Source organism: Escherichia sp. MOD1-EC5495, from assembly GCF_002965965.1.
Classification (GTDB): domain Bacteria; phylum Pseudomonadota; class Gammaproteobacteria; order Enterobacterales; family Enterobacteriaceae; genus Escherichia; species Escherichia ruysiae.
On the sequence record NZ_PTRI01000004.1, the window covers coordinates 20,602 to 46,773 of the forward strand.

Annotated in this window: 16 protein-coding genes; 8 read left to right on the forward strand and 8 right to left on the reverse strand. The window is 51.1% G+C overall.

Annotated features, from left to right (window positions below):
• Positions 1–20 precede the first annotated feature (20 nt).
• The 5 genes from BEG40_RS04435 to BEG40_RS04455 are packed head-to-tail and all read left to right on the forward strand — an operon-like array spanning position 21 to position 9,298.
• The gene (locus tag BEG40_RS04435) at positions 21–1,709 is read left to right on the forward strand and encodes a DUF2138 domain-containing protein (protein WP_105284957.1); all 1,689 of its coding nucleotides are present in this window, start codon (positions 21–23) and stop codon (positions 1,707–1,709) included.
• On the forward strand, positions 1,706–2,329 hold the full coding sequence (locus BEG40_RS04440) for a DUF1175 domain-containing protein (protein ID WP_010353017.1): 624 nt from the start codon (positions 1,706–1,708) through the stop codon (positions 2,327–2,329). The genes BEG40_RS04435 and BEG40_RS04440 overlap by 4 nt, the downstream gene beginning before the upstream one ends.
• A 23-nt stretch (positions 2,330–2,352) precedes the next feature.
• A complete protein-coding gene (locus BEG40_RS04445; protein WP_198600203.1) occupies positions 2,353–6,867 on the forward strand; it encodes an alpha-2-macroglobulin family protein in 4,515 nt (1,504 codons plus the stop codon).
• The gene (locus tag BEG40_RS04450) at positions 6,868–8,517 is read left to right on the forward strand and encodes a YfaQ family protein (protein ID WP_105284959.1); all 1,650 of its coding nucleotides are present in this window, start codon (positions 6,868–6,870) and stop codon (positions 8,515–8,517) included.
• Positions 8,518–8,521: 4 nt separating this feature from the next.
• On the forward strand, positions 8,522–9,298 hold the full coding sequence (locus BEG40_RS04455) for a YfaP family protein (protein ID WP_016158657.1): 777 nt from the start codon (positions 8,522–8,524) through the stop codon (positions 9,296–9,298).
• Between the two features lie 73 nt (positions 9,299–9,371).
• Here BEG40_RS04455 and atoB read toward each other — a convergent pair whose 3' ends face one another.
• The 6 genes from atoB to atoS all read right to left on the reverse strand — a co-directional run bounded on the left by atoB (position 9,372) and on the right by atoS (position 16,613).
• Positions 9,372–10,556 (reverse strand): acetyl-CoA acetyltransferase, encoded by a 1,185-nt coding sequence (atoB, locus tag BEG40_RS04460; protein ID WP_000786560.1) that lies wholly within the window; start codon positions 10,554–10,556, stop codon positions 9,372–9,374.
• 30 nt (positions 10,557–10,586) lie between these two features.
• Positions 10,587–11,909, reverse strand: coding sequence for a TIGR00366 family protein (locus tag BEG40_RS04465; protein WP_000580270.1), 1,323 nt, complete (start codon positions 11,907–11,909; stop codon positions 10,587–10,589).
• Complete coding sequence (atoA, locus tag BEG40_RS04470; RefSeq protein ID WP_000339061.1) at positions 11,906–12,556, reverse strand: acetate CoA-transferase subunit beta; 651 nt, start codon at positions 12,554–12,556, stop codon at positions 11,906–11,908. Before atoA ends, BEG40_RS04465 begins: the two co-directional genes overlap by 4 nt.
• Entirely contained in the window at positions 12,556–13,218 is a 663-nt protein-coding gene (atoD, locus tag BEG40_RS04475) for an acetate CoA-transferase subunit alpha (RefSeq protein WP_105284960.1), read from the reverse strand. Before atoD ends, atoA begins: the two co-directional genes overlap by 1 nt.
• 195 nt (positions 13,219–13,413) lie before the next feature.
• A complete protein-coding gene (atoC, locus tag BEG40_RS04480; RefSeq protein WP_105284961.1) occupies positions 13,414–14,799 on the reverse strand; it encodes an acetoacetate metabolism transcriptional regulator AtoC in 1,386 nt (461 codons plus the stop codon).
• Positions 14,796–16,613 carry a two-component system sensor histidine kinase AtoS gene (gene atoS / locus BEG40_RS04485; protein ID WP_105284962.1) on the reverse strand — a complete coding sequence of 606 codons (1,818 nt, stop codon included), beginning with the start codon at positions 16,611–16,613 and terminating at the stop codon, positions 14,796–14,798. Before atoS ends, atoC begins: the two co-directional genes overlap by 4 nt.
• Positions 16,614–16,789: 176 nt before the next feature.
• On the opposite strand from atoS, the gene rcsC reads away from it, so the two are divergent.
• Positions 16,790–19,639 (forward strand): two-component system sensor histidine kinase RcsC, encoded by a 2,850-nt coding sequence (gene rcsC / locus BEG40_RS04495; protein WP_021551090.1) that lies wholly within the window; start codon positions 16,790–16,792, stop codon positions 19,637–19,639.
• Positions 19,640–19,786: 147 nt separating this feature from the next.
• On the opposite strand, the gene rcsB is transcribed toward rcsC, so the two are convergent.
• Both rcsB and rcsD read right to left on the reverse strand, forming a co-directional pair.
• Entirely contained in the window at positions 19,787–20,437 is a 651-nt protein-coding gene (gene rcsB / locus BEG40_RS04500) for a response regulator transcription factor RcsB (RefSeq protein ID WP_001516743.1), read from the reverse strand.
• 16 nt (positions 20,438–20,453) lie between these two features.
• Positions 20,454–23,126, reverse strand: coding sequence for a phosphotransferase RcsD (gene rcsD, locus BEG40_RS04505; protein ID WP_105284963.1), 2,673 nt, complete (start codon positions 23,124–23,126; stop codon positions 20,454–20,456).
• 738 nt (positions 23,127–23,864) lie between these two features.
• Here rcsD and ompC point away from each other — a divergent pair.
• Both ompC and apbE read left to right on the forward strand, forming a co-directional pair.
• Complete coding sequence (gene ompC / locus BEG40_RS04515; protein WP_021551088.1) at positions 23,865–24,971, forward strand: porin OmpC; 1,107 nt, start codon at positions 23,865–23,867, stop codon at positions 24,969–24,971.
• A 111-nt stretch (positions 24,972–25,082) separates the two neighbouring features.
• The gene (gene apbE, locus BEG40_RS04520; RefSeq protein WP_105284965.1) at positions 25,083–26,138 is read left to right on the forward strand and encodes an FAD:protein FMN transferase ApbE; all 1,056 of its coding nucleotides are present in this window, start codon (positions 25,083–25,085) and stop codon (positions 26,136–26,138) included.
• Positions 26,139–26,172 lie beyond the last annotated feature (34 nt).

Below are 26,172 nucleotides of genomic sequence, written 5' to 3' on the forward strand. Positions count from 1 at the left end.
TTTACACAAGGAATGTGGCAATGAGTGGTGAAAAAAAGGCGAAAGACTGGCGGTTTTATGGCCTTGTAGGTTTTGGTGCAATAGCACTGCTTTCCGCTGGCGTCTGGGCATTGCAATATGCTGGCAATGAGCCAGAAAAAACGTTGTCGCCGCTGGTGGTGCACAACAATCTGCAAATCGATCTCAATGAGCCGGACCTCTTTCTCGACAGTGACTCTCTAAGCCAGCTTCCCAAAGATCTCCTTACCATTCCTTTTCTTCATGATGTCCTGAGCGAAGATTTCGTTTTTTATTATCAGAACCATGCCGACCGTCTGGGCATTGAAGGCAGCATTCGCCGCATTGTCTATGAGCACGATCTCACGCTGAAAGATAAGTTATTTTCCTCGTTATTAGACCAGCCTGCGCAGGCGGCGTTATGGCACGATAAACAAGGCCATCTTTCACATTATATGGTGCTGATCCAGCGCAGCGGCTTAAGCAAATTGCTGGAGCCATTACTGTTTGCTGCCACCAGCGATAGCCAGTTAAGCAAGACGGAAATCAGTAGCATCAAGCTAAATAACGAAACCATTCCTGTTTATCAGTTGCGCTATAACGGCAATAACGCCCTGATGTTTGCGACTTATCAGGACAAGATGTTGGTGTTTTCCAGCACGGATATGCTGTTTAAAGATGACCAGCAGGATACCGAAGCCACAGCGATCGCAAGTGATTTGTTGAGCGGTAAAAAACGCTGGCAAGCCAGCTTTGGCCTGAAAGAGCGTACTGCCGAAAAAACGCCAGTACGCCAGCGCATCGTGGTCAGCGCAAATTTGCTGGGTTTTGGCTACCAGCGATTAATGCCTTCTTTTGCTGGCGTGCGCTTCGAAATGGGCAACGACGGCTGGCATAGCTTTCTGGCGTTAAATGATGAATCTGCAAGCGTAGATGCCAGTTTCGATTTCACGCCCGTGTGGAACAGTATGCCTGCCGGAGCCAGCTTCTGTGTGGCGGTGCCGTATTCGCACGGTATTGCCGAAGAGATGCTTGCGCACATCAGCCAGGAAAACATCAAGCTGAATGGAGCGTTAGACGGTGCTGCCGGGATGTGCTGGTACGAAGACTCAAAATTGCAAACCCCGCTATTTGTTGGTCAGTTTGATGGCTCAGCCGAACAGGCGCAACTGCCAGGGAAACTGTTTACGCAAAATATTGGTGCGCACGAAAGCAAAGCGCCAGAAGGTATATTGCCGGTAACCCAGACACAGCAGGGCGAAGCGCAAATCTGGCGTCGCGAAGTGAGTTCCCGATATGGTCAGTATCCGAAAGCGCAGGCGGTGCAACCAGATCAATTAATGTCGGATTATTTTTTCCGCGTGTCGCTGGCGATGCAAAACAAAACGCTGCTTTTCTCCCTCGATGACACGCTGGTTAATAACGCGCTGCAAACACTGAATAAAACCCGCCCGGCAATGGTGGATGTGATACCCAATGACGGCATCGTTCCGGTCTATATCAATCCACAAGGTGTGGCGAAACTGCTGCGTAACGAAACGCTGACCAGTCTGCCGAAGAATCTCGAACCGGTTTTTTATAACGCAGCGCAAACTTTATTAATGCCGAAACTGGACGCTCTATCTCAACAACCGCGTTATGTGATGAAACTGGATCAGATGAAACCGGGCGTCGCCTGGCAGTGGCTACCTGTCAACTGGCAGCCGTTATGAGGCGCGGACTTCTGGCGCTGATCTGCTGGCTGTGTTGTTTTTGCGCTCAGGGTGAAATGCTGAATGTCGAACAGTCGGGGCTGTTTCGTGCCTGGTTTGTGCGTGTTGCTCAGGAACAACTCCGTCAGGGGCCAAGTCCACGCTGGTATCAGCAGGATTGTGCGGGCCTGGTGCGCTTTGCGGCGAACGAGGCGCTGAAAGTTCACGACAGCAAATGGCTAAAAAGTAACGGTTTATCGAATCAGTATTTGCCGCCTGAAATGACGCTAACACCTGAACAGCGTCAACTGGCACAAAACTGGAACCAGGGGAATGGGAAAACAGGCCCCTATGTGACCGCAATTAATTTGATTCAGTACAACAGCCGTTTTATTGGCCAGGACATAAACCAGGCGCTGCCTGGCGATATGGTTTTTTTCGATCAGGGCGATGCTCAGCACTTAATGGTCTGGATGGGGCGTTACATCATTTACCACACCGGAAGCGCCACGAAAACTGACAACGGAATGCGCGCAGTCAGTCTGCAACAACTTATGACATGGAAGGACACCCGATGGATACCCAACGATTCCAATCCCAATTTCATTGGCATTTATCGTTTAAATTTTCTGGCGCGATAGCGGCCTGTCTGTGCCTGTCTCTTGTGGGGACGGGAATTGCTAATGCTGATGATTCGCTTCCTTCCAGTAACTATGCGCCGCCCGCCGGGGGAACGTTCTTTTTGCTCGCTGACAGCAGTTTTAGCAGCAATGAAGAGGCGAAAGTGCGGCTGGAAGCGCCAGGGCGTGATTATCGGCGTTATGAGATGGAAGAGTACGGCGGTGTGGACATTCGCCTGTATCGTATTCCTGACCCGATGGCATTTTTGCGCCAGCAGAAAAACCTGCATCGCATTGTGGTGCAACCGCAATATCTGGGCGACGGGCTGAACAATACGCTGACCTGGCTGTGGGATAACTGGTACGGCAAATCTCGTCGCGTGATGCAGCGTACTTTTTCTTATCAGTCACGGCAGAATGTGACTCAGGCGTTACCCGAATTACAGCTCGGCAATGCCATCATTAAACCTTCCCGTTACGTGCAAAACACTCAGTTTTCACCGCTGAAAAAATACCCGCTGGTGGATCAATTCCGTTATCCGCTATGGCAGGCAAAACCGGTCGCGCCGCAGCAAGGGGTAAAACTGGAAGGCGCATCCAGCAATTTCATCTCGCCGCAGCCGGGCAACATCTATATTCCTCTCGGCAAACAAGAGCCGGGACTGTACCTTGTCGAGGCGATGGTAGGTGGGTATCGGGCGACAACGGTGGTATTTGTTTCCGATACCGTGGCGCTGAGTAAAGTATCGGGCAACGAGCTTCTGGTGTGGACCGCTGGCAAAAAACGGGGTGAAGCTAAACCTGGTTCGGAAATTCTGTGGACTGACGGTCTTGGCGTGATGACACGTGGTGTGACTGATGATAGTGGCACCTTGCAGTTACAACATATATCGCCGGAACGTTCATACATTCTGGGTAAAGATGCTGAAGGCGGCGTTTTTGTCTCCGAGAACTTCTTCTACGAAAGCGAAATCTACAACACCCGCTTGTATATCTTTACCGACCGCCCGCTGTATCGGGCAGGCGACCGTGTTGATGTTAAAGTGATGGGGCGCGAGTTCCACGACCCGATGCATTCATCGCCCATCGTCAGCGCCCCGGCAAAACTCTCGGTGCTGGACGCCAACGGCAGCCTGTTGCAAACCGTCAATGTCACGCTGGATGCGCGCAATGGCGGGCAGGGGAGTTTCCGCCTGCCAGAAAATGCCGTTGCCGGAGGTTATGAGTTACGCCTGGCTTACCGCAATCAGGTCTACAGCAGTAGTTTTCGCGTTGCCAACTATATCAAGCCACATTTCGAGATTGGTTTAGCTCTCGATAAAAAAGATTTCAAAACTGGCGAAGCGGTCAGCGGCAAACTGCAACTGCTCTATCCGGATGGCGAACCGGTAAAAGATGCCCGCGTGCAGTTAAGTTTGCGCGCTCAGCAACTTTCGATGGTTGGTAACGATTTGCGTTATGCCGGACGTTTCCCGGTGTCGCTGGAAGGTAGCGATGCTGTTTCGGACGATAAAGGCAATGTAGCATTAAACCTTCCCGCTGCCGATAAACCGAGCCGCTATTTGTTAACCGTTTCCGCCAGCGATGGCGCGGCATATCGTGTCACCACCACCAAAGAGATCCTCATTGAACGCGGTCTTGCGCATTACTCTCTAAGCACCGCCGCGCAATACAGTAATAGCGGCGAGCCGGTTGTTTTCCGTTATGCCGCGCTGGAAGCTTCAAAACAGGTTCCTGTTACGTATGAATGGTTGCGTCTCGAAGACCGCACGAGCCATAGCGGAGATCTACCGTCTGGCGGCAAATCCTTTACCGTCAATTTCGATAAACCTGGCAACTACAACCTGACGTTACGCGATAAAGACGGCTTAATTCTCGCCGGGTTAAGCCATGCCGTCAGCGGTAAGGGCAGCACGGCGCATACTGGTACGGTAGATATCGTGGCGGATAAAACGCTGTACCAGCCAGGCGAAACCGCGAAGATGCTGATTACCTTCCCGGAGCCAATCGATGAAGCGTTATTGACGCTGGAACGCGATCGCGTGGAACAGCAGTCGCTGCTATCGCATCCGGCAAACTGGCTAACGCTACAACGTTTAAACGATACCCAGTATGAAGCCCGCGTACCGGTGAGCAATTCCTTTGCGCCTAACATCACTTTTTCGGTGCTGTATACCCGTAACGGTCAGTTCAGTTTTCAGAACGCCGGGATCAAAGTTGCCGTTCCCCAGCTGGATATTCGGGTGAAAACGGACAAAACCCATTACCAGCCAGGTGAACTGGTCAATGTTGAATTAACCTCTTTGCTGAAGGGTAAACCGGTTTCCGCGCAGCTAACGGTTGGCGTGGTCGATGAAATGATCTACGCACTGCAACCGGAAATCGCGCCGAATATCGGCAAATTTTTCTATCCGCTGGGGCGTAACAATGTGCGCACCAGTTCCAGCTTGTCATTTATCAGCTACGACCAGGCGCTCTCCAGCGAGCCGGTTGCGCCTGGCGCGACTAACCGCAGCGAGCGGCGAGTAAAAATGCTGGAACGTCCACGACGCGAAGAGGTGGATACTGCGGTATGGATGCCGTCACTTACAACCGATAAACAAGGCAAAGCGTATTTCACGTTCCTGATGCCTGATTCGTTAACCCGCTGGCGTATCACCGCGCGTGGGATGAACGGCGACGGGCTGGTCGGGCAGGGGCGTGCTTATCTGCGTTCGGAAAAAAATATCTACATGAAGTGGAGTATGCCAACGGTGTATCGCGTGGGCGACAAACCGGCAGCAGGGCTGTTTATCTTCAGTCAGCAGGATAACGAACCTGTGGAACTGGTGAGTAAATTTGCGGGCGCTGAGATGCGTCAGACGCTGACGCTGCACAAAGGGGCGAACTATATTTCGCTGGGGCAGAACATTCAGCAATCTGGCTTGTTAAGCGCAGAGCTGCAACAAAATGGGCAAGTGCAGGACAGCATTAGCACCAGGCTGTCTTTTGTGGATAACACCTGGCCCGTTGAACAGCAGAAAAACGTCATGCTCGGCGGTGGTGATAACGCTCTGATGTTGCCCGAGCAGGCGAGCAATATCCGGATACAAAGTAGTGAAACGCCGCAGGAGATTTTCCGCAATAACCTCGACGCGTTAGTTGATGAACCGTGGGGGGGCGTGATCAACACCGGTAGCCGTCTGATCCCGTTAAGTCTCGCCTGGCGTTCGCTTGCCGATCATCAAAGTGCCGCCGCTAACGACATTCGTCAGATGATACAGGATAACCGTCTGCGGCTGATGCAACTGGCGGGGCCAGGCGCGCGCTTTACCTGGTGGGGTGAAGATGGCAATGGCGATGCGTTCCTGACGGCATGGGCATGGTATGCCGACTGGCAGGCCAGCCAGGCGCTTGGCGTAACGCAACAACCGGAATACTGGCAGCATATGCTCGACAGCTACGCGGAGCAGGCGGATAACATGCCGTTACTGCATCGGGCGCTGGTGCTGGCGTGGGCGCAGGAGATGAATCTGCCGTGCAAAACGTTGTTGAAAGGGTTGGATGAAGCTATCGCCCGGCGCGGAACTAAAACTGAAGATTTCTCTGAGGAAGACACCAGCGATATCAATAACAGCCTGATCCTCGATACACCGGAATCTCCACTGGCAGATGCGGTGGCAAACGTCTTAACCATGACGTTGCTGAAAAAAGCGCAGTTGAAGTCCACTGTGATGCCACTGGTTCAGCAATATGCGTGGGATAAGGCAGCGAACAGCAACCAGCCGCTGGCGCACACGGTTGTGCTGCTCAATAGCGGTGGCGACACCACCCAGGCGGCCGCCATTTTAAGTGGTTTGACTGCTGAGCAATCCACTATTGAACGCGCACTGGCCATGAACTGGCTGGCGAAATATATGGCGACGATGCCTTCGGTTGTGTTGCCTGCGCCTGCGGGCGCATGGGCCAAGCATAAGTTAACCGGAGGGGGCGAATACTGGCGTTGGGTTGGTCAGGGCGTGCCGGACATTCTCTCTTTTGGTGACGAATTATCGCCGCAAAACGTACAGGCCCGCTGGCGTGAACCGGCAAAAGCGGCTCAACAAAGTAACATTCCGGTGACCGTTGAACGCCAGTTGTATCGGCTTATCCCTGGTGAAGAAGAGATGAACTTTACTCTGCAGCCGGTGACCGGTAATGAGATCGACAGCGACGCCCTGTACCTTGATGAGGTAACGCTTACCAACGAGCAGGATGCATCTCTGCGCTACGGTCAGGTAGAAGTACCGCTGCCGCCGGGAGCCGATGTTGAACGCACAACGTGGGGCATTTCGGTCAATAAACCCAACGCCGCGAAACAGCAGGGGCAATTGCTGGAAAAAGCGCGAAATGAAATGGGCGAGCTGGCCTATATGGTGCCGGTGAAAGAACTGACGGGAACGGTCACTTTCCGCCATTTGCTGCGCTTCTCGCAAAAAGGGCAATTCGTTCTGCCGCCTGCTCGTTATGTGCGTTCCTATGCACCTGCACAGCAAAGCGTTGCGGCAGGGAGCGAATGGACCGGGATGCAGGTGAAATAAGTGAACTGGCGCAGAATCGTCTGGCTATTGGCGTTGGTTTCTCTGCCAACGCTTGCGGAGGAGACGCCGTTACAACTGGCACTGCGTGGTGCGCAGCACGATCAACTGTATCAGCTGTCGTCATCAGGCGTGACCAAAGCCTCGACATTACCTGACTCGCTCACCACGCCGTTAGGGAGTTTGTGGAAACTGTATGTTTACGCCTGGCTGGAGGATACCCATCAACCGGAGCAGCCCTACCAGTGTCGCGGCAACTCCCCGGAAGAGGTTTATTGTTGTCAGGCAGGGGAGAGCATAACGCGTGATACCGCACTGGTACGTTCCTGCGGACTCTATTTTGCGCCGCAACGGCTGCATATTGGCGCGGATGCATGGCGGCAATACTGGCAACAGCGTCAGGCACCAGCGTGGTTAGCGTCTCTATCTACGCTGAAGCCAGAAACCTCGGTAACGGTTAAATCGCTACTTGATTCATTAGCGACGTTACCCGCGCAAAACAAAGCTCAGGAAATCTTACTGGATGTGGTGCTGGACGATGCGAAAATCGGTGTCGCGTCCATGCTCGGTAGTCGGGTACGAGTGAAAACCTGGAGCTGGTTTGCCGATGATAAGCAGGAAATCCGTCAGGGGGGCTTTGCCGGCTGGTTAACCGATGGTACACCGCTGTGGGTTACTGGCAGCGGCACCAGCAAAACGGTACTGACCCGTTATGCGACGGCGCTGAATCAGGTTTTACCTGTACCGACGCAAGTTGCCAGTGGGCAATGTGTGCAGGTTGATCTGTTTGCTCGCTATCCGCTGAAGAAAATCACTGCGGAAAAGAGTGCGACAGCAGTAAAACCTGGCGTGCTCAATGGGCGCTATCGTGTGACGTTTGCCAATGGTAACCACATTACGTTTGTCAGCCACGGAGAGACGTCATTACTGAGCGAAAAGGGCAAACTGAAATTACAGTCGCATATCGATCGTGAAGAGTACGTTGCCAGAGTTCTGGATCGCGAGGCGAAAAGCACGCCTCCAGAGGCTGCGAAAGCCATGACCGTGGCGATTCGCACTTTTTTACAGCAAAACGCCAATCGGGAAGGTGATTGCCTGACCATCCCCGACAGCAGCGCCACGCAGCGTGTTTCTGCTTCGCCAGCCACCACGGGGGCGCGGACAATGACCGCCTGGACGCAGGATCTCATCTATGCGGGCGATCCAGTTCATTATCACGGCAGTCGCGCTACCGAAGGTACGCTCTCCTGGCGGCAAGCCACCGCCCAGGCGGGGCAGGGAGAGCGTTACGACCAGATACTCGCGTTTGCTTATCCCGACAACAGCCTTAGCCGCTGGGGAGCGCCACGCTCTTCCTGCCAGTTATTACCCAAAGCGAAAGCCTGGCTGGCGAAAAAAATGCCGCAGTGGCGGCGTATATTACAAGGCGAGACGGGGTACAACGAACCAGACGTGTTTGCGGTCTGCCGTTTAGTCTCAGGTTTCCCCTATACCGATCGGCAGCAGAAGCGGCTGTTTATTCGTAATTTCTTTACGCTTCAGGATCGGCTTGATTTAACCCACGAGTATCTGCATCTGGCCTTTGATGGCTATCCCACCGGGCTGGATGAGACGTATATCGAAACGCTGACCCGACAATTATTAATGGACTAATGCTATGCGAAAGATTTTTCTTCCGTTGTTACTGGTGGCGCTTTCGCCTGTTGCTCACGGCGAAGGTGTGCAGGAAGTCGAGATTGATGCGCCGCTCTCAGGCTGGCATCCGGCGGAGGGTGAAGATGCCAATTTTTCACAATCGATTAATTACCCCGCATCGTCCGTCAATATGGCCGATGATCAAAATATCTCAGCGCAGATCCGTGGCAAAATCAAAAATTATGCGGCGGCGGGCAAAGTCCAACAGGGGCGACTGGTGGTCAACGGCGCCAGTATGCCGCAGAGAATTGAATCCGATGGTTCATTTGCGCGCCCTTATATTTTCACCGAAGGCAGCAACAGCGTGCAGGTCATCAGCCCGGATGGGCAAAGCCGACAAAAAATGCAGTTTTACTCAACGCCGGGTACAGGAACGATTCGTGCGCGTTTACGGCTGGTTCTCTCGTGGGATACGGATAATACCGATCTCGATCTCCATGTCGTTACGCCTGATGGCGAACACGCCTGGTACGGTAACACGGTGCTGAAAAACAGTGGTGCACTGGATATGGATGTCACGACGGGGTACGGTCCAGAGATTTTCGCCATGCCAGCGCCGATTCACGGGCGCTATCAGGTGTATATCAACTATTATGGCGGACGCAGCGAAACGGAGTTGACGACTGCTCAACTGACGCTGATCACCGATGAAGGATCGGTCAATGAGAAACAGGAAACCTTTGTTGTCCCGATGCGTAATGCTGGCGAACTGACGCTGGTGAAAAGTTTTGACTGGTAATTAATGAGGTTACTTTCACTGTCGATGTTTAAGAAAACGCCCGATGACTTTCGCTATCGGGCGTTTTTGTTCGTTAATTCAACCGTTCAATCACCATCGCAATTCCCTGACCGCCACCAATGCACAGCGTTGCCAGACCCAGCGTTTTATCTCGTGCCTGCATTGCATGTAATAGCGTGACCAGAATACGTGCACCGCTGGCGCCGATAGGATGCCCCAGCGCGATGGCTCCGCCGTTGACATTCACTTTCTCAGGATCAAAGCCCAGAGTTTTCCCAACGGCAAGGAACTGCGCAGCAAATGCTTCATTGGCTTCGATGAGATCAATGTCTGCCAGTTGCAGCCCCGCCAGTTGTAATGCTTTTTGTGTGGCAGGTACTGGCCCCATACCCATCAATGCGGGGGGCACGCCGCCGCTGGCATAGCTTTTAATGCGCGCCAGTGGTTTAAGGCCTGCCGCCAGCGCCGCCGATTCTTCCATAATCACCAGTGCGGCAGCCCCGTCGTTAATGCCAGACGCGTTCCCAGCGGTGACCGTTCCGGCTTTGTCGAAGGCCGGACGCAATGCAGCCAGAGCTTCTGCAGTAGAATCTACCTTCGGGAACTCATCGCGATCGAAGACGATGTTTTTCTTCCGTGTGACAACATTTACCGGGACGATTTCGGCGGTAAAAGCACCGGACTCAATGGCTGCTGCCGCTTTACGCTGTGAATGTAGCGCCAGTTCATCCTGCATTTCACGGGTAATTCTGTACTCTTTGGCCACGTTCTCGGCGGTAATACCCATATGATAACCGTGGGTAGCGCACATCAGGCCATCGCGCAGGATTACGTCATAAACCTGCCCGTCTCCAAGACGATAACCAGAGCGTGCTTTTGCATCGAGTAAATAGGGCGCTAAACTCATGTTCTCCATTCCACCCGCTACGATGCTCTGTGCCTGACCAGCCTGAATTGCCTGGGCGGCAAGCGCCACGCTTTTCAGACCCGAACCACATACTTTGTTGACCGTAAATCCGCACACCGTTTCTGCCAGTCCGCTTTTTAGCAGTGCCTGACGAGCCGGATTTTGCCCCAGCCCGGCCTGCAATACGTTACCCATAATCACTTCATCGACGTGTTGTGAATCGAGTTTTGCGCGTTCAATGGCGGCCTGAATTACTGTTGCCCCCAGGTCGATGGCGCTGGTGGAGGCGAGTGAACCATTAAAACTACCGATGGCAGTACGTACCGCACTGACGATGACACAATTTTTCATTTTATCTTCCTTCTGTCTGTAGAGTTGCCGTCAGAACAGCGTTAAACCAATGACGAAAATGACGCCGGAGAAGAGCAGGGCAGTGATGCAATAGCCCATGATGTCGCGGACACCGAGCCCGGCGATTGCCAGTGCTGGCAGCGCCCAGAACGGTTGTGCCATGTTCATCCATTGCTCGCCGTAGGCGATCGCCATTACCGATTTACCGAGATCAGCGCCCAGCGCCTGAGCTGCGGGTATAACGAAAGGTCCCTGAATAACCCAGTGACCGCCGCCAGACGGAACGGCGAAGTTAATCAGTGCAGAACTAAAGAAGGTCATTACCGGGAAGGTGTCTTTGTTAGCGACATTGATAAAAAATTCGGTAATGAGTCCGCCCAGACCGGAGTGCTCCATCATCAGTTGGATCCCGGCGTAGAAGGGGAATTGCACCAGAATACCGGCGGTACTGCGTGCTGCCGCGCTGATAGCACGCATATAAGCCATTGGCGTTTTATGTAGCAGCAGACCTGCAATCATAAACATCAAGTTGACGGTATTGATGGTGATGTTGAAGCCATGTTCGATGAAGTACATCGCCAGGTAAGCGATACCCAGTGCGCCGATGATCAACGTCAGAATGCGGCTTTCTTCCAGTCGCTCGGACGGTGGAGCATCTTTCGGTAGCTGCTTTTGAAAATCAGCCTCTTCCATGAGTAGTTTTGGATCGATACTCACCACGTCGGATGGTTTTGGCATCATCATGCGGGTGATAAATGGCATCACCACAATCAACGCCACAGTGATGAAAATGTTAAAACCACTGAACAGAGTATCGCCCACCGGGATAATCCCGGCGATATGCTCAACCGGGTTGCCCGGTGTTGCAGCTAACAGAGGCATTGAGCCAGAGAAGCCGCCACCCCAGGTGAGAAAACCAATGTAGGCGCAGGCAATGAGCAACGGATAATCAGAACCTGGTACTCGCCGGGCGACTTCACGGGCGAACATTGCGCCGACAACCAGACCAAATCCCCAGTTGATGACACAAGCGACGGAACCGAAGAAAGTGACCAGCATGACGCCCTGTACGGGCGTCTTTGCGGCGGAGGCGGCAGTGCGCAGCAAGCTTTTCACCGGAGCGGAGCTGGCAAGGGCATGACCGGTAACGATGATCAGCGCCATCTGCATACCGAACGCCAGCAAGTTCCAGAAACCGTCACCCCACATCTTCACCATGCTGATCGGCGTTTGTGGTGTTAACCAAAGCGCGATCACGAACGTTAGCAACGTCAGCAACATGGCAAAGATCAGAGGATCGGGAAGCCACCGGCTGACAAAGCGCGTCATAAAACGCGAGATGCGACCAATCATAAATCACCCCGTTGCGTATTCAGATCGGTGGCGACTTCAAACTGAGCTTCGGTTTTTGCACGCACGGTGGCTAAATCACACCCGTCGGCAATTTCGGTGAGCCACATTTTGCCGTCAATGAAACGAAAGACAGCCAGTTCAGTGACCAGCATATGCACCGCGTGTTGCGCAGTGAGCGGCATGGTGCAGCGGCGCAAAATTTTCGGTGAACCATCTTTGGCGCAATGTTCCATAGCAATGATCACTTTGCGCGCCCCGGTCACCAGATCCATCGCGCCCCCCATACCGGGCACCATTTTTCCAGGCACTACCCAGTTCGCGAGGTTGGCTTCTTCGTCTACCTGCAAACCACCGAGCACACAGGCATCAATATGGCCGCCACGGATCAGCGCAAATGACATGGCGCTGTCAAACATGGCTGCACCAGGCAAAACACCACATGGCTGTCCGCCAGCGTTCACCAGATCGGGATGCGCTGTTGTGACCGGGCCTAAACCGAGGAAGCCGTTTTCCGATTGCAGAGTGATATGAATGCCTTCTGGTAAATAGTTGGCGACCATCGTCGGCAGACCAATGCCCAGATTCACGATGTCACCATCACGAAGCTCTTGTGCCACACGGCGTGCAATACGTTGTTTCGCATCCATTATTTACTCTCCTGTGAAACGATGATGTGGTCGATAACGGCACCAGGGGTGACAATATGGTCAGGTTGCAGCTCACCGACTTCGACCAGTTCATCTGGCTCTACCAGCGTGATATCAGCCGCAAGGGCTATCAGGGGGTTAAAGTTGCGGGCGCTAAGTTGATAGGTCAGGTTGCCAAGTGTGTCGCAACTATGAGCGCGAATGAGCGCCAGGTCGGCGCGCAACGGGCGTTCAAGCAGCCAGGTTTTGCCGTCGAGTGTCAGTGTCTGTTTGCCTTCCTCTACGACGGTGCCGACACCGGTTGGAGTGAGAAAACCACCAAGTCCAGCACCACCACAGCGAATTTGCTCGATTAGCGTACCTTGTGGCACCAGGACGACGTCCATTTCACCAGATATCATGCGTCGGCCTGTTTCCGGGTTGGTGCCGATATGTGAAGCAATTACTTTGCGGACTCGACCATTGACGATGAGCGGACCGATGCCGGTATCAACAAACGCGGTATCATTGGCTATCAATGTCAGGTCGCGAACGCCAGATTCCAGTAATGCTTCAACCAGGCGGGATGGAGTGCCAATCCCCATAAATCCGCCCACCATGATGGTCATGCCGTCACGAAAGAAGCCGGAGGCGTCTTGTAATGTCATCAATTTTGTTTTCATTATTTATCCCTCTTGCATACACCGTTGTGGGTACAGTCAGGGAATAGCAAGGGGAGTGCCAGAATGAGAATATTGGATGTTGTTTCTTAACTGATTGAATAGAAAAGAATAAATCAGATGGGGGTTAAGAAGGAGATTGAGCGGCTATGCAGAAATTTGCGCACTGTGCAAATTTCTGCATAGCAAGTTTTGGTGTTATACATCCGCCGGATCGATACCGTATTCCTGGAGTTTATACATCAATGCACGGCGACTGATACCCAGCATTAAAGCTGTGCGGGTTCGGTTTCCATCTTGTTGTTCCAGCACTTCCATAATGATGCGTTTTTCGACGCGTTTAATTTCCTCTTTTAAATTACGCTCACCGACAGGGGCTGTTTTTGCCTCTCCAGCATTACAGACTGGCTGACGAATCTGTGGCGGAAGATCCTCAGAAAAAATGATCGGGCCTGAGTTCATCACGACGGCGCGTTCAATGACGTTGGAAAGCTCTCGAATATTTCCCGGCCATGACCAGGTGGTAAGCAGTGACATTGCCATCGGATCGATGTCGATAATATCGCGCTGATTCTCACTACTGAATTTTTGCAAAAAGTGATTAGCTAACAGGGAAATATCTTCCCGACGATCGCGCAGAGGCGGCAGTACTAAATGAATAACGTTAAGGCGATAAAAGAGATCTTCACGGAAGGTGCCTTCTTTTACCATCGCCTGCAAGTCACGGTTGGTGGCGGCAATGATGCGGATATCAACTTTTATGGTCTGATGACCGCCAATCCGTTCAAATTCCCGTTCCTGCAGAATGCGTAGTAATTTGGCTTGCAGTACCAGCGGCATTTCGCCAATTTCGTCGAGGAGCAGAGTCCCCTCGTTGGCGCGTTCAAATAATCCCTGACGCAAGGTTTGTGCACCAGTAAATGCGCCTTTTTCATGACCAAACAGTTCACTTTCGAGCAACGATTCCGGCAGCGCCGCGCAGTTGACTTTAATAAACGGCCCCTTTGCCCGCCGCGAATTGTAGTGAATCGCTCTGGCAATCAATTCTTTCCCGGTGCCGCTTTCACCGCTAATCAAGACGCTGGCCTGAGAAAGGGCAATTTTGGCGGTGTCTTTGCAGATGTCCATCATTGCCGGGCTGTTGGTGAGAATATGCCCCCATTGCCAACTGGTGCTCAGTGCCTGGTGCAGATGGCGGATCTCTTTTTTCATTGACTGGAGTTGTAAAGCGCGCTGAACGATTAAATTCAACTCATCGAGATCAAACGGTTTAATAACATAGTCAAAGGCCCCGCAGCGTAGTGCTTCGACGGCGGTTTCCACTTCAGCATAGGCCGTCATCAGAATAACGGGTGTCCGAGTCTCATGGCTGCGCATCTCCTTTAGTGCCTTGATGCCGTCCATCTCTGGCATACGGATATCCATCAACACCACGTCAGGGTGAATATCGGCAAACAGGTTTAATGCTGTGCGTCCGTTGTTCGCACAATGTGTTTCGTATCCTTGTAGTGCAAAAGCGGTGCTCAGCATACGGCGAACATTATCTTCATCATCAACAATAAGGATGCGATTAATAGCGGTCATACGGTCTGATTTCCCTGTGGGTTGATCGGTAAAATAAGGGTGAAGGTTGCGCCGTAGCCCGGCAAACTGGTGACGCGAATATCACCCTGATGGGCGTTAATGATGCGTTGACTTAACGCCAGACCAAGCCCGGTTCCTGAGGCTTTGGTGGTGAAAAAGGGATCGAAGATCTTTTTTTGCAGCGAGAGATCAATGCCACAGCCGTTGTCTTCTATCGAAATGGCCTGTTGTGAGTCGCTGTACTGCCAGGTTCGAATGCGAATTTTCCCTCGTGCACTGATAGCCTGGACGGCATTGATCAGGATATTCAGTAGTACCTGTTTGAGCAGTTCACGATCGGCGATAATCGGACTTAATTCATTATCCAGTTCGCTTATGAAGTCGACCCGCGCTTGTACGCCGGCGGTTTGCACCAGTACCAGCGTTTCTTCAATCAATGCATTGAGGCTGACTTGTTGCCATTGACTGTGGCGTGGGCGTGAAAAATCGAGCAATTGCTGAATGACTTTGTTAATTGAGTCGATTTCTTTGAGTACTACGGACAGATATTCCTGATGTATTGGGTCAGTGGTTTGTTGGCGCAAGATCTGTACATAACCACGAATAGCCGTCAGCGGATTACGGACTTCATGCGCCACACCAGCCATCAGCTCACCCAGTGTGGCGAGGCGTTCAGCTTGCGCCATGCGGCGTTGGGTTTCTTTGCGGGCAGTTAAATCAGAGAAAATCACCAAAGCACCTATCATTTCACCATGCGTGTTATGAATACGGCTGGTAGTGACACTGATTTCAATGGTGCGGTCTCGGCCTGGAAAACTGATCTCCAGCGCCACGTGTTCGGTGCCATGTTCCAGCGTATCCAGAACGGGACTGTAGAACTGAGTATTGTCGAACAACATGGAGTAAGGCTGCCCTACCAGTTCATGACGTTGATAGCCAGTGATGACTTCTGCTGCTGGGTTCATGGTGGTTACATCACCCTGGCGGTCGATGGCAATGACGCCATCGGCAGCGTTTTCAATAATCAGATCGTTAAGTGTCCGCGTTTCACGCAGTGCCTGGGCGAGGTTGTTAACACTCTGACTGATTTGCCCCATTTCACCGGGCAATTGTGGTAATCGAGTGGGAATATTTTGCGCCAGATTCGAGAGGCCGTCGGTGATGATATCTATATTGGCGCTCAGGCGACGGGAGAAAAGCACAATCAACAGCAGGCTTATCAGCAAACCGGCGGTGAGTACAATGATAATCCTCACATCCATTTTCCAGGCCTGGCGGCGAATATCTTCGGTTAATTCATTGGCCCAGATATAACCGAGGACTTCACCATTACGTTCAATGGGGATCATTGAATTCAAAATATCGCCGCGCACCTGCCTGCCTGAATAAACCAAAGGGGTATTTGTACGCATAACTTCGCGACCAGGGTGATCCGCAGCAATCGTCACGCCCACATTATTCTGATATAGCGATGAAGGCGCGTAGGTGATTATCGCATCCAGCGTCTTGTTATAATAACCAGCGCCTATGCCAGGAAAGGCGCGAGTAATATTTTCGGTAATGGGGGCAAGCTCTGCATTCAATGCGCGGATACGCTCCTCACGCGGTAAGTCGATATAGAGATCGTAGCGATCGCCTAACGCCTGATTAAGCAGGTTGAGCACGGCAGAAAGTTTTTTCTCTTTTTCAGATAAGACTGCTGAACGTCCTTCCGTTTCTACGATATAACCAATAGTAAGCGTTGGGACAATGACCATCAGGATTGCCATCAGGATCATTTGATTGCGTAAGCGGCGAGGATATATCCATTTCATATTACGCGTCCTTTTCTCCATCAGTATTGTTCCGGCATAGCACTATTATTGGGGGTTAAGGTGATGATTTCTCGGCGGTGTATCATATTACCGAGAAGAGAGAACATTGCGGTGGCACGCTTTTACCGCTACCTTAACCACACTCCATCGGTCACCTGAGGCGGAGCTTCGCCCCTTTGAAATACCTTGCTTCTTTTCGCACAACCCTGAAAGTCTCGCGCTATATGTTCAGAGCATTGGCGTTATTGCTCTGGCTGTTGATTGCTTTTTCATCAGTGTTTTACATCGTCAATGCCCTGCATCAGCGAGAATCAGAGATTCGTCAGGAATTTAACCTGAGTTCCGATCAGGCTCAGCGGTTTATTCAGCGCACTTCTGACGTGATGAAAGAGCTGAAGTACATTGCTGAAAATCGCTTATCTGTAGAAAACGGCGTGCTTTCCCCGCGTGGGCGAGAAACGCAAGCGGATGTGCCCGTGTTCGAACCGTTGTTTGCCGATTCCGACTGTTCCGCGATGAGTAACACCTGGCGCGGCTCTCTGGAGTCGCTGGCGTGGTTTATGCGCTACTGGCGCGATAATTTCTCTGCAGCTTACGATCTCAACCGCGTATTTTTGATCGGCAGCGATAACCTCTGCATGGCAAACTTTGGCCTGCGTGATATGCCGGTTGAACGCGACACCGCCCTGAAAGCTCTGCATGAGCGCATCAATAAGTATCGTAATGCTCCGCAGGATGACAGCGGCAGCAACCTTTATTGGATCAGCGAAGGCCCGCGTCCTGGCGTTGGATATTTCTACGCGCTGACGCCGGTGTATCTGGCGAACCGTTTGCAGGCTTTGCTGGGCGTTGAGCAAACCATTCGGATGGAGAACTTCTTCTTACCAGGTACATTACCGATGGGGGTTACTATCCTTGATGAGAATGGTCATACCCTGATTTCGTTGACCGGACCAGAAAGCAAAATCGAGGCTGAACCGCGTTGGATGCAGGAACGTTCCTGGTTTGGTTATACACCTGGCTTCCATGAGCTGGTGCTGAAGAAAAATCTGCCGCCATCATCGTTAAGTATCGTTTACTCGGTGCCCGTAGATCAGGTGCTGGAACGCATTCGAATGCTGATACTTAACGCAATTTTGCTGAATGTTATTGCCGGTGCGGCACTGTTTACTCTCGCGCGGATGTACGAGCGGCGTATTTTCATTCCGGCAGAAAGTGACGCCCAGCGTCTGGAAGAACACGAGCAGTTTAATCGCAAGATTGTTGCCTCCGCACCGGTGGGGATCTGTATTTTGCGCACCGCTGATGGCGTCAATATTTTGAGTAACGAACTGGCGCATACCTATCTCAACATGCTTACGCATGAGGATCGCCAGCGGCTGACGCAAATTATCTGTGGGCAGCAAGTCAATTTTGTCGATGTCCTGACCAGCAACAATACTAATCTGCAAATCAGCTTTGTTCATTCTCGCTATCGTAATGAAAACGTGGCGATTTGCGTACTGGTCGATGTTTCTTCGCGCGTGAAGATGGAAGAGTCGTTGCAAGAGATGGCGCAGGCAGCAGAACAGGCGAGTCAGTCGAAATCGATGTTCCTTGCCACCGTCAGCCACGAGTTGCGAACGCCGCTGTATGGCATTATCGGTAACCTGGATCTGTTGCAAACCAAAGAGTTGCCGAAAGGCGTTGACCGTCTGGTGACGGCAATGAATAACTCTTCCAGCCTGCTGTTGAAAATTATCAGCGACATTCTCGATTTCTCGAAGATTGAATCGGAACAGTTAAAGATAGAGCCGCGTGAGTTTTCACCGCGTGAAGTGATGAACCATATCACCGCCAACTATTTGCCGCTGGTGGTGCGAAAGCAGCTTGGTTTGTACTGCTTTATTGAACCGGATGTGCCGGTAACCTTAAACGGCGATCCGATGCGTTTACAGCAGGTCATCTCCAATCTGTTGAGTAACGCCATTAAATTTACCGATACCGGCTGCATTGTTCTGCATGTCCGTGCTGATGGCGATTATCTTTCTATTCGCGTTCGCGATACTGGCGTGGGGATTCCGGCGAAAGAAGTGGTGCGGCTGTTCGATCCCTTCTTCCAGGTAGGGACGGGTGTACAGCGTAACTTCCAGGGAACCGGTCTGGGACTGGCGATTTGTGAAAAACTGATCAGCATGATGGACGGTGATATCTCAGTAGAGTCTGAACCAGGTATGGGAAGCCAGTTTACGGTACGTATTCCGCTGTATGGTGCGCAATATCCACATAAAAAAGGTGTCGAAGGATTAACGGGTAAACGCTGCTGGTTGGCGGTACGCAATGCGTCACTATGCCAGTTTATCGAAACCAGTTTGCAGCGCAGTGGTGTAATCGTTACAACATACGAAGGTCAGGAACCCTCACCAGAGGATGTGTTGATCACTGATGAGGCGCTGAGTGAAAAATGGCAGGGCAGAGCGGTGGTGACGTTCTGCCGTCGACATATTGGTATTCCGCTGGAGAGAGCGCCCGGTGAGTGGGTGCATAGCGTCGCCTCGTCGCATGAACTGCCTGTGCTACTGGCGCGTATCTATCGGATAGAAATTGAAAGTGATGATCCTGCCAACGTTCTGCCGTTGACGGACAAAGACTCCACCAGCAATGACGACATGATGATTCTGGTGGTTGACGATCATCCGATTAATCGTCGCTTACTAGCCGATCAGCTCGGATCGTTGGGTTATCAGTGTAAAACGGCAAATGATGGCGTCGATGCGCTTAATGTACTAAGCAAGAATCATATCGATATCGTGCTTAGTGACGTCAACATGCCAAATATGGACGGTTACCGGTTAACGCAACGTATCCGCCAGCTGGGGTTAACGTTGCCGGTAATCGGGGTGACTGCCAATGCGTTGGCTGAAGAGAAGCAGCGGTGCCTGGAGTCCGGGATGGATAGCTGTCTGTCGAAGCCAGTGACGCTGGATGTCATAAAACAGACGCTGACGATGTATGCCGAGAGGGTCAGGAAAGCGCGGAAATCGTAGGAGCGGTCGGTGCAAACGCCTGATGCGACGCTGGCGCGTCTTATCAGGCCTACGTTTGTGTAATGTATTGAAATATTGGGATTTGTAGGCCGGATAAGGCGTTTACGCCGCATCCGGCGGTCGGTGCTTATCTGGCCTGTCGGGAGATTACTCTTTATCTGCCGGACTTAAGGTCACAGAAGAGAGATAATTCAGCAGGGCGATATCGTTCTCGACACCCAGCTTCATCATCGCGGATTTCTTCTGGCTGCTGATGGTTTTGATGCTACGGTTGAGCTTTTTAGCAATCTCGGTAACCAGGAAACCTTCTGCAAACAGGCGCAGTACTTCACTCTCTTTAGGTGAGAGACGCTTGTCGCCGTAACCACTGGCGCTGATTTTCTCCAGCAGACGAGATACGCTTTCTGGGGTAAATTTCTTGCCTTTTTGCAGCGCGGCGAGGGCTTTTGGCAGATCCGTAGGCGCGCCTTGCTTCAGGACGATCCCTTCGATATCCAGATCCAGTACCGCGCTAAGAATTGCCGGATTGTTGTTCATGGTCAGAACAATGATCGACAGGCTTGGGAAATGACGCTTGATGTATTTGATCAAGGTGATCCCGTCACCGTATTTATCTCCAGGCATGGAGAGATCGGTAATCAACACGTGCGCATCCAGTTTCGGCAGGTTGTTGATCAGTGCTGTGGAATCTTCAAATTCGCCGACAACATTCACCCACTCGATTTGTTCAAGTGATTTGCGAATACCGAACAGTACTATCGGATGGTCATCGGCAATAATTACGTTCATATTGTTCATGTAATAGGCTACCTTGCTACAGCAAGCTCTTGACATAGCTGTCAATGTCGCTGATGTATTTTTCTGTTCCTGGGACATCCTTCTCGCGAATAAGATGTTCCAGCGTTTCACATAACTGCTTGCCGGGTACCAGATTTAGCATGGCAAACACGCCTTTAAGACGATGAGCCGTTTGGGCTAATGCAGCAAAGTCACTGGTTGCTGCTTCAGTATATAGCCTCTTAACATCATCCGGTACTGTGTCTACAAAGAGCGCATAATAGCCGCTGGCATGGAGTTGCGCATTTTCATCTCCACCCATAGGCGATTCTGTCACCTCTTCCTGCGCCAGTTGCACTTCAATTAATTGTAAGACCGCTTCCTGCATAGCATTGCTCATATTGAAGTTGACGCACAATTGACCAGACCCAATTTCCCGTACGCCAGACTCATCATCGCTTAAAAGCAAGCCAGAGGCAGTAAGATTAGACGGATTATCCGTTAAAAAGATATCATAATCCTGACTAATTAATCTTTCATCGGGTGTGATACAGGTTGCACCCCAATTTTCTAACTGGCGAGTGACAATATTCCGAATTTCTGTGGAAGTTACATCCACCATCACGGTGACATCATCCAGTAAACGTTCCTCTTCCTCTTCAACGTCCGGGTCTGCAGGCAGCATTTTGATATGCACGGAGTAGCGTGTACCAAGCCCGTCCCGCGTTTTAATATTTAAATGACCGCCCAGTTTTCGCGCCAGTTGATCACTCAACCAGAATGCCAACGGGTCCGCCTTGCCATAGCGATCGCTTTGGGTCTGGTTGATGAACGGGAAGTGTAAATTATCCATTTCATGAATGCTTACACCGTCTCCGGTGTCCAGAATGCGGAAAGTCAGACGTTCGTCAGAGGATTCATCCTGATCAACCTCAAGGGTAATTTTCCCCAGTTGCGTTGAGGTGACGGCATATTGCATCAACAGCAGCAAAATACGGCGTAAAGCATCGCGATCGCCACGGCGCATATCGTGTGCTTTCAGATGATTGTTAATCAGTAGTTGCAGGCCTTTGCGCTTCATTGCCGGTAGCACAGCAGGAACCACTTCATCGATTAAATCCTGTACGGAGAAAAGCTCGGTCTCGCTCTTCCAGCTATCGTCCGCAAGCATGTTCGCTAGCTGAATTTCATCGACCAGGCGCACCAGCACATCAGCCTGATTTGCCAGTTGTTTGCTTTCCGGAGAGTTGAGTTTAGCCGCACTTTCCGCCAGTGACCGTGCGGGTTCTTTCAGCGCATCGCCAATGTTTTGCATAAAGGCCATCCGGCCCTGCTGGTTTTTCTCGTACAGACGCTGCGCCTGCTTGAGTTTCTTGTTCACCAGCACCTCGCGATCCTGATCGCGAATGATGAAGATTTGCGTACGCGGCGCTATCTGGCTGCGGAACATGCGAATTTCATACAGCTCGTTATTGACGGTCGCCTGAATAATCCCCTGATGCTGTTCTGCCATGGTGGTGATGTTTTGCAGATTCAAATGCGGCAGCAGATGGTCGGCAATCTTATTGCTGATAACTGTGCGATTCGATTCCTGATCGTGAACCAGCAGACCGAGTGGCAGCAGTGACACAATCTCTTCATTTATTGCTCGCAAGATACGCAGTTCGTTATTCACTGCGGTGCTGGGAACGCTTTCTGTGCTGCGCCCGGAGAAATGACGAAAGGTGGTGTAACCAAAAAGCGCCAGTGCCAGCAAACCGATATTCAGCAGCAATGGCAGCAGAATGTTTTGCAATGTATCCAGCAGCAAAGTGCCGTAAGGAACCTGCCAGACCAGCCGCATATCGGTGGAGTTGAGCGACGAAGAGATTTCAATCTTCGAACTATTAAAGTTAATGCTGACGCTATCCGTTGCTTCTTTCTCATTATTATTGTTACCCGCAGTACCTGCTTCTGGTTCAAGACGGAAGCTATCCAGCGGCATCCCTGGCGGGATTAGATCATTAATAGGCAGATCAAATGCAACCACCGTTGCCAGATGTCCCGGCTGGTTAAAGGTTGTACGCAAGGTAAAATAATGACCGTTCTGCCAGGCAAGACGGCGCAGGTTAGAAAAACTTTCACGTTCATCCAGGGCGTTAGCCTGTTGCAGCATCTCCGCGCGACGAGAATCAACAATGTCACTGACAGTCGATTCTTTAAATCCGGAGGTGAGATCTTTTAACGGCAGGGTCGAGATAAGAATCAGGCTGTTATCCTGCCCGTTCAGATAATACATCGACCACGGTACATTTTCTGCGCCCCATAATGTGTCCAGATAAGTAGACATTCGTTGGGTCATCTCAAGCGTTGAGTTGTCGTGAGAACCAAAGATCAGGGCTTCTGTTTTGCGACGCGGTTTTTCCAGATAGTAGACATCCTGTTTCAGACGCGTCTCTTGCAAACTTTCACTGGTGGAAGGCGAAGTCGTTGCAGCGATGTTGTCGTAGATCTGCCAGGTCACGTAACGCCAGGTATCGACGCGCTTTTGTATAGCATGAGTAATGTCGACAATCTGGTAGCTTTTATCTTTCAGCCAGGCGTTGACTGCGCTTTGTACCATTACACCCATCATCACCAGCAACACAATGATCAACAGTAAAAAGAAGCGGGTAATGCTCCCCGGTAGGAGTGAAAAGCGGGTCGTGGCCGTTGTCTCTTTCTGACGCATTCGTGTTTATGACCTGTTAAAACTTCGCGAAGTGATAGGGCAGTATAAAGGGTACAGTGCGAAATTCCAGACTATTACCCGATAGATGATTCTCTATTCCTCAACGATATGTCTCGTTCTGCCCGATGGGAAATAGATGTACACACCGCATTTTGCTGTACAAATAATCTGCAAAAAAGAAGAGCGAAATTAATTACGGATAAAGAAAAGATGGCGGGAATTATATCTTGTTAAATTTTTGTGAAGTTATTAACAAGCGTTATAATTTTCTAGCGGTAGTACAAAAAAATAAAAGTTGTGTAAAGAAGGGTAAAAAAAACCGGATGCGAGGCATCCGGTTGAAATAGGGGTAAACAGACATTCAGAAATGAATGACGGTAATAAATAAAGTTAATGATGATAGCGAGACATATTTTAGTTGCGAGTGAAGATTTTGTTTTGGCATTCAGTGCTATCAAGTACTTAAGAATAAGTTATTGATTTTACCTTTGAATTATTATTGCTTGATGTTAGGTGCTTATTTCGCCAATCATCAAGAATCTTAAAAAGTTCCATCATATTTACATTTTGAAACATCTATAGCGATAAATGAAACATCTTAAAAGTTTTAGTATCATATTCGTGTTGGATTATTCTGCATTTTTGGGGAGAATGGACTTGCCGACTGATTAATGAGGGTTAATCAGTATGCAGTGGCATAAAAAAGCAAATAAAGGCATATAACAGAGGGTTAATAACATGAAAGTTAAAGTACTGTCCCTCCTGGTCCCAGCTCTGCTGGTAGCAGGCGCAGCAAACGCTGCTGAAGTTTACAACAAAGACGGCAACAAATTAGATCTGTACGGTAAAGTAGACGGCCTGCACTATTTCTCTGACAACAAGTCAGAAGACGGCGACCAGACCTATGTACGTCTTGGTTTCAAAGGCGAAACTCAGGTTACTGACCAGCTGACCGGTTACGGCCAGTGGGAATATCAGATCCAGGGCAATACCTCTGAAGACAACAAAGAAAACTCCTGGACCCGTGTGGCATTCGCTGGTCTGAAATTCCAGGACGTTGGTTCTTTCGACTACGGTCGTAACTACGGCGTTGTTTACGACGTAACTTCCTGGACCGACGTACTGCCAGAATTCGGTGGCGACACTTACGGTTCTGACAACTTCATGCAGCAGCGTGGTAACGGCTTCGCGACCTACCGTAACACCGACTTCTTCGGTCTGGTTGACGGTCTGAACTTTGCTGTTCAGTACCAGGGTAAAAACGGTAGCGTAAGCGGCGAAGGCATGACCAACAACGGTCGTGGTGCTCTGCGTCAGAACGGCGACGGCGTTGGCGGTTCTATCACTTATGATTACGAAGGCTTCGGTATCGGTGCTGCAGTTTCCAGCTCCAAACGTACTGATGCTCAGAACACCGCTGCTTACATCGGTAACGGCGACCGTGCTGAAACCTACACCGGTGGTCTGAAATACGACGCTAACAACATCTACCTGGCTGCTCAGTACACCCAGACCTACAACGCAACTCGCGTAGGTTCCCTGGGTTGGGCGAACAAAGCACAGAACTTCGAAGCTGTTGCTCAGTACCAGTTCGACTTCGGTCTGCGTCCGTCTGTAGCATACCTGCAGTCTAAAGGTAAAAACCTGGGTGTCGTTGCTGGTCGTAACTACGACGACGAAGATATCCTGAAATATGTTGATGTTGGTGCTACCTACTACTTCAACAAAAACATGTCCACCTACGTTGACTACAAAATCAACCTGCTGGACGACAACCAGTTCACCCGCGCTGCTGGCATCAACACTGATGACATCGTGGCTCTGGGTCTGGTTTACCAGTTCTAATCTCGATTTATATCGAACAAAGGGCCTGCGGGCCCTTTTTTCATTGTTTTCAGCGTACAAACGCAGTTTTTTGGTGTACTCTTGCGACCGTTCGCATGAGGATAATCACGTATGGAAATAAGCTTTACCCGCGTGGCATTGCTGGCTGCCGCGCTCTTCTTTGTTGGTTGCGATCAAAAAACACAACCCGCCAAATCCCACGCTACTGAAGTTACCGTTCTTGAAGGCAAAACGATGGGAACCTTCTGGCGTGCCAGTATCCCTGGCATTGACGCCAAACGCAGTGCTGAACTTAAAGAGAAGATTCAGACCCAGCTGGACGCCGACGATCAGCTGCTTTCGACCTATAAAAAAGACTCCGCGCTGATGCGCTTTAACGACTCGAAAAGTTTGTCGCCGTGGCCGGTAAGTGAAGCGATGGCCGATATCATCACCACCTCGCTGCGCATTGGCGCCAAAACCGATGGCGCGATGGATATTACTGTCGGGCCGCTGGTGAATCTGTGGGGCTTTGGCCCGGAACAACAGCCGGTACAAATCCCGAACCAGGAACAGATCGACGCGATGAAAGCCAAAACGGGTTTACAGCATCTGACGGTCATTAATCAGTCACATCAACAATATCTGCAAAAAGATCTGCCGGATTTATATGTCGATCTCTCTACCGTCGGCGAAGGTTATGCGGCAGATCATCTGGCACGCTTAATGGAGCAGGAAGGTATTTCCCGCTATCTGGTGTCGGTGGGCGGCGCGCTGAACAGCCGTGGCATGAACGGCGAAGGGCAGCCGTGGCGGGTGGCGATCCAAAAACCGACCGATAAAGAGAACGCGGTTCAGGCCGTGGTTGACATCAATGGTCACGGTATCAGCACTTCTGGCAGCTATCGCAACTATTACGAGCTGGACGGCAAACGCCTTTCCCATGTTATTGATCCGCAAACCGGGCGTCCCATTGAACACAATCTGGTATCCGTGACGGTGATTGCCCCGACGGCGCTGGAAGCCGACGCCTGGGACACAGGTTTGATGGTGCTCGGGCCAGAGAAAGCCAAAGAAGTCGTTCGCCGGGAAGGGCTGGCGGTCTATATGATCACCAAAGAGGGCGATAGCTTTAAAACCTGGATGTCGCCGCAGTTTAAAAGCTTCCTTATCAGCGAAAAAAATTAAAGCGCAAGATTGTTGGTTTTTGCGCAATGGTGAC

Bases quoted from the DNA above. Each gene is read 5' to 3' on its own strand.
- atoB (WP_000786560.1), bottom strand. From the start codon at position 10,556: ATGAAAAATTGTGTCATCGTCAGTGCGGTACGTACTGCCATCGGTAGT.
- BEG40_RS04440 (WP_010353017.1), top strand. From the start codon at position 1,706: ATGAGGCGCGGACTTCTGGCGCTGATCTGCTGGCTGTGTTGTTTTTGC.
- rcsB (WP_001516743.1), bottom strand. From the start codon at position 20,437: ATGAACAATATGAACGTAATTATTGCCGATGACCATCCGATAGTACTG.
- ompC (WP_021551088.1), top strand. From the start codon at position 23,865: ATGAAAGTTAAAGTACTGTCCCTCCTGGTCCCAGCTCTGCTGGTAGCA.
- apbE (WP_105284965.1), top strand. From the start codon at position 25,083: ATGGAAATAAGCTTTACCCGCGTGGCATTGCTGGCTGCCGCGCTCTTC.
- rcsD (WP_105284963.1), bottom strand. From the start codon at position 23,126: ATGCGTCAGAAAGAGACAACGGCCACGACCCGCTTTTCACTCCTACCG.
- atoA (WP_000339061.1), bottom strand. From the start codon at position 12,556: ATGGATGCGAAACAACGTATTGCACGCCGTGTGGCACAAGAGCTTCGT.
- atoD (WP_105284960.1), bottom strand. From the start codon at position 13,218: ATGAAAACAAAATTGATGACATTACAAGACGCCTCCGGCTTCTTTCGT.
- atoS (WP_105284962.1), bottom strand. From the start codon at position 16,613: ATGAAATGGATATATCCTCGCCGCTTACGCAATCAAATGATCCTGATG.
- BEG40_RS04455 (WP_016158657.1), top strand. From the start codon at position 8,522: ATGCGAAAGATTTTTCTTCCGTTGTTACTGGTGGCGCTTTCGCCTGTT.
- atoC (WP_105284961.1), bottom strand. From the start codon at position 14,799: ATGACCGCTATTAATCGCATCCTTATTGTTGATGATGAAGATAATGTT.
- BEG40_RS04435 (WP_105284957.1), top strand. From the start codon at position 21: ATGAGTGGTGAAAAAAAGGCGAAAGACTGGCGGTTTTATGGCCTTGTA.
- BEG40_RS04465 (WP_000580270.1), bottom strand. From the start codon at position 11,909: ATGATTGGTCGCATCTCGCGTTTTATGACGCGCTTTGTCAGCCGGTGG.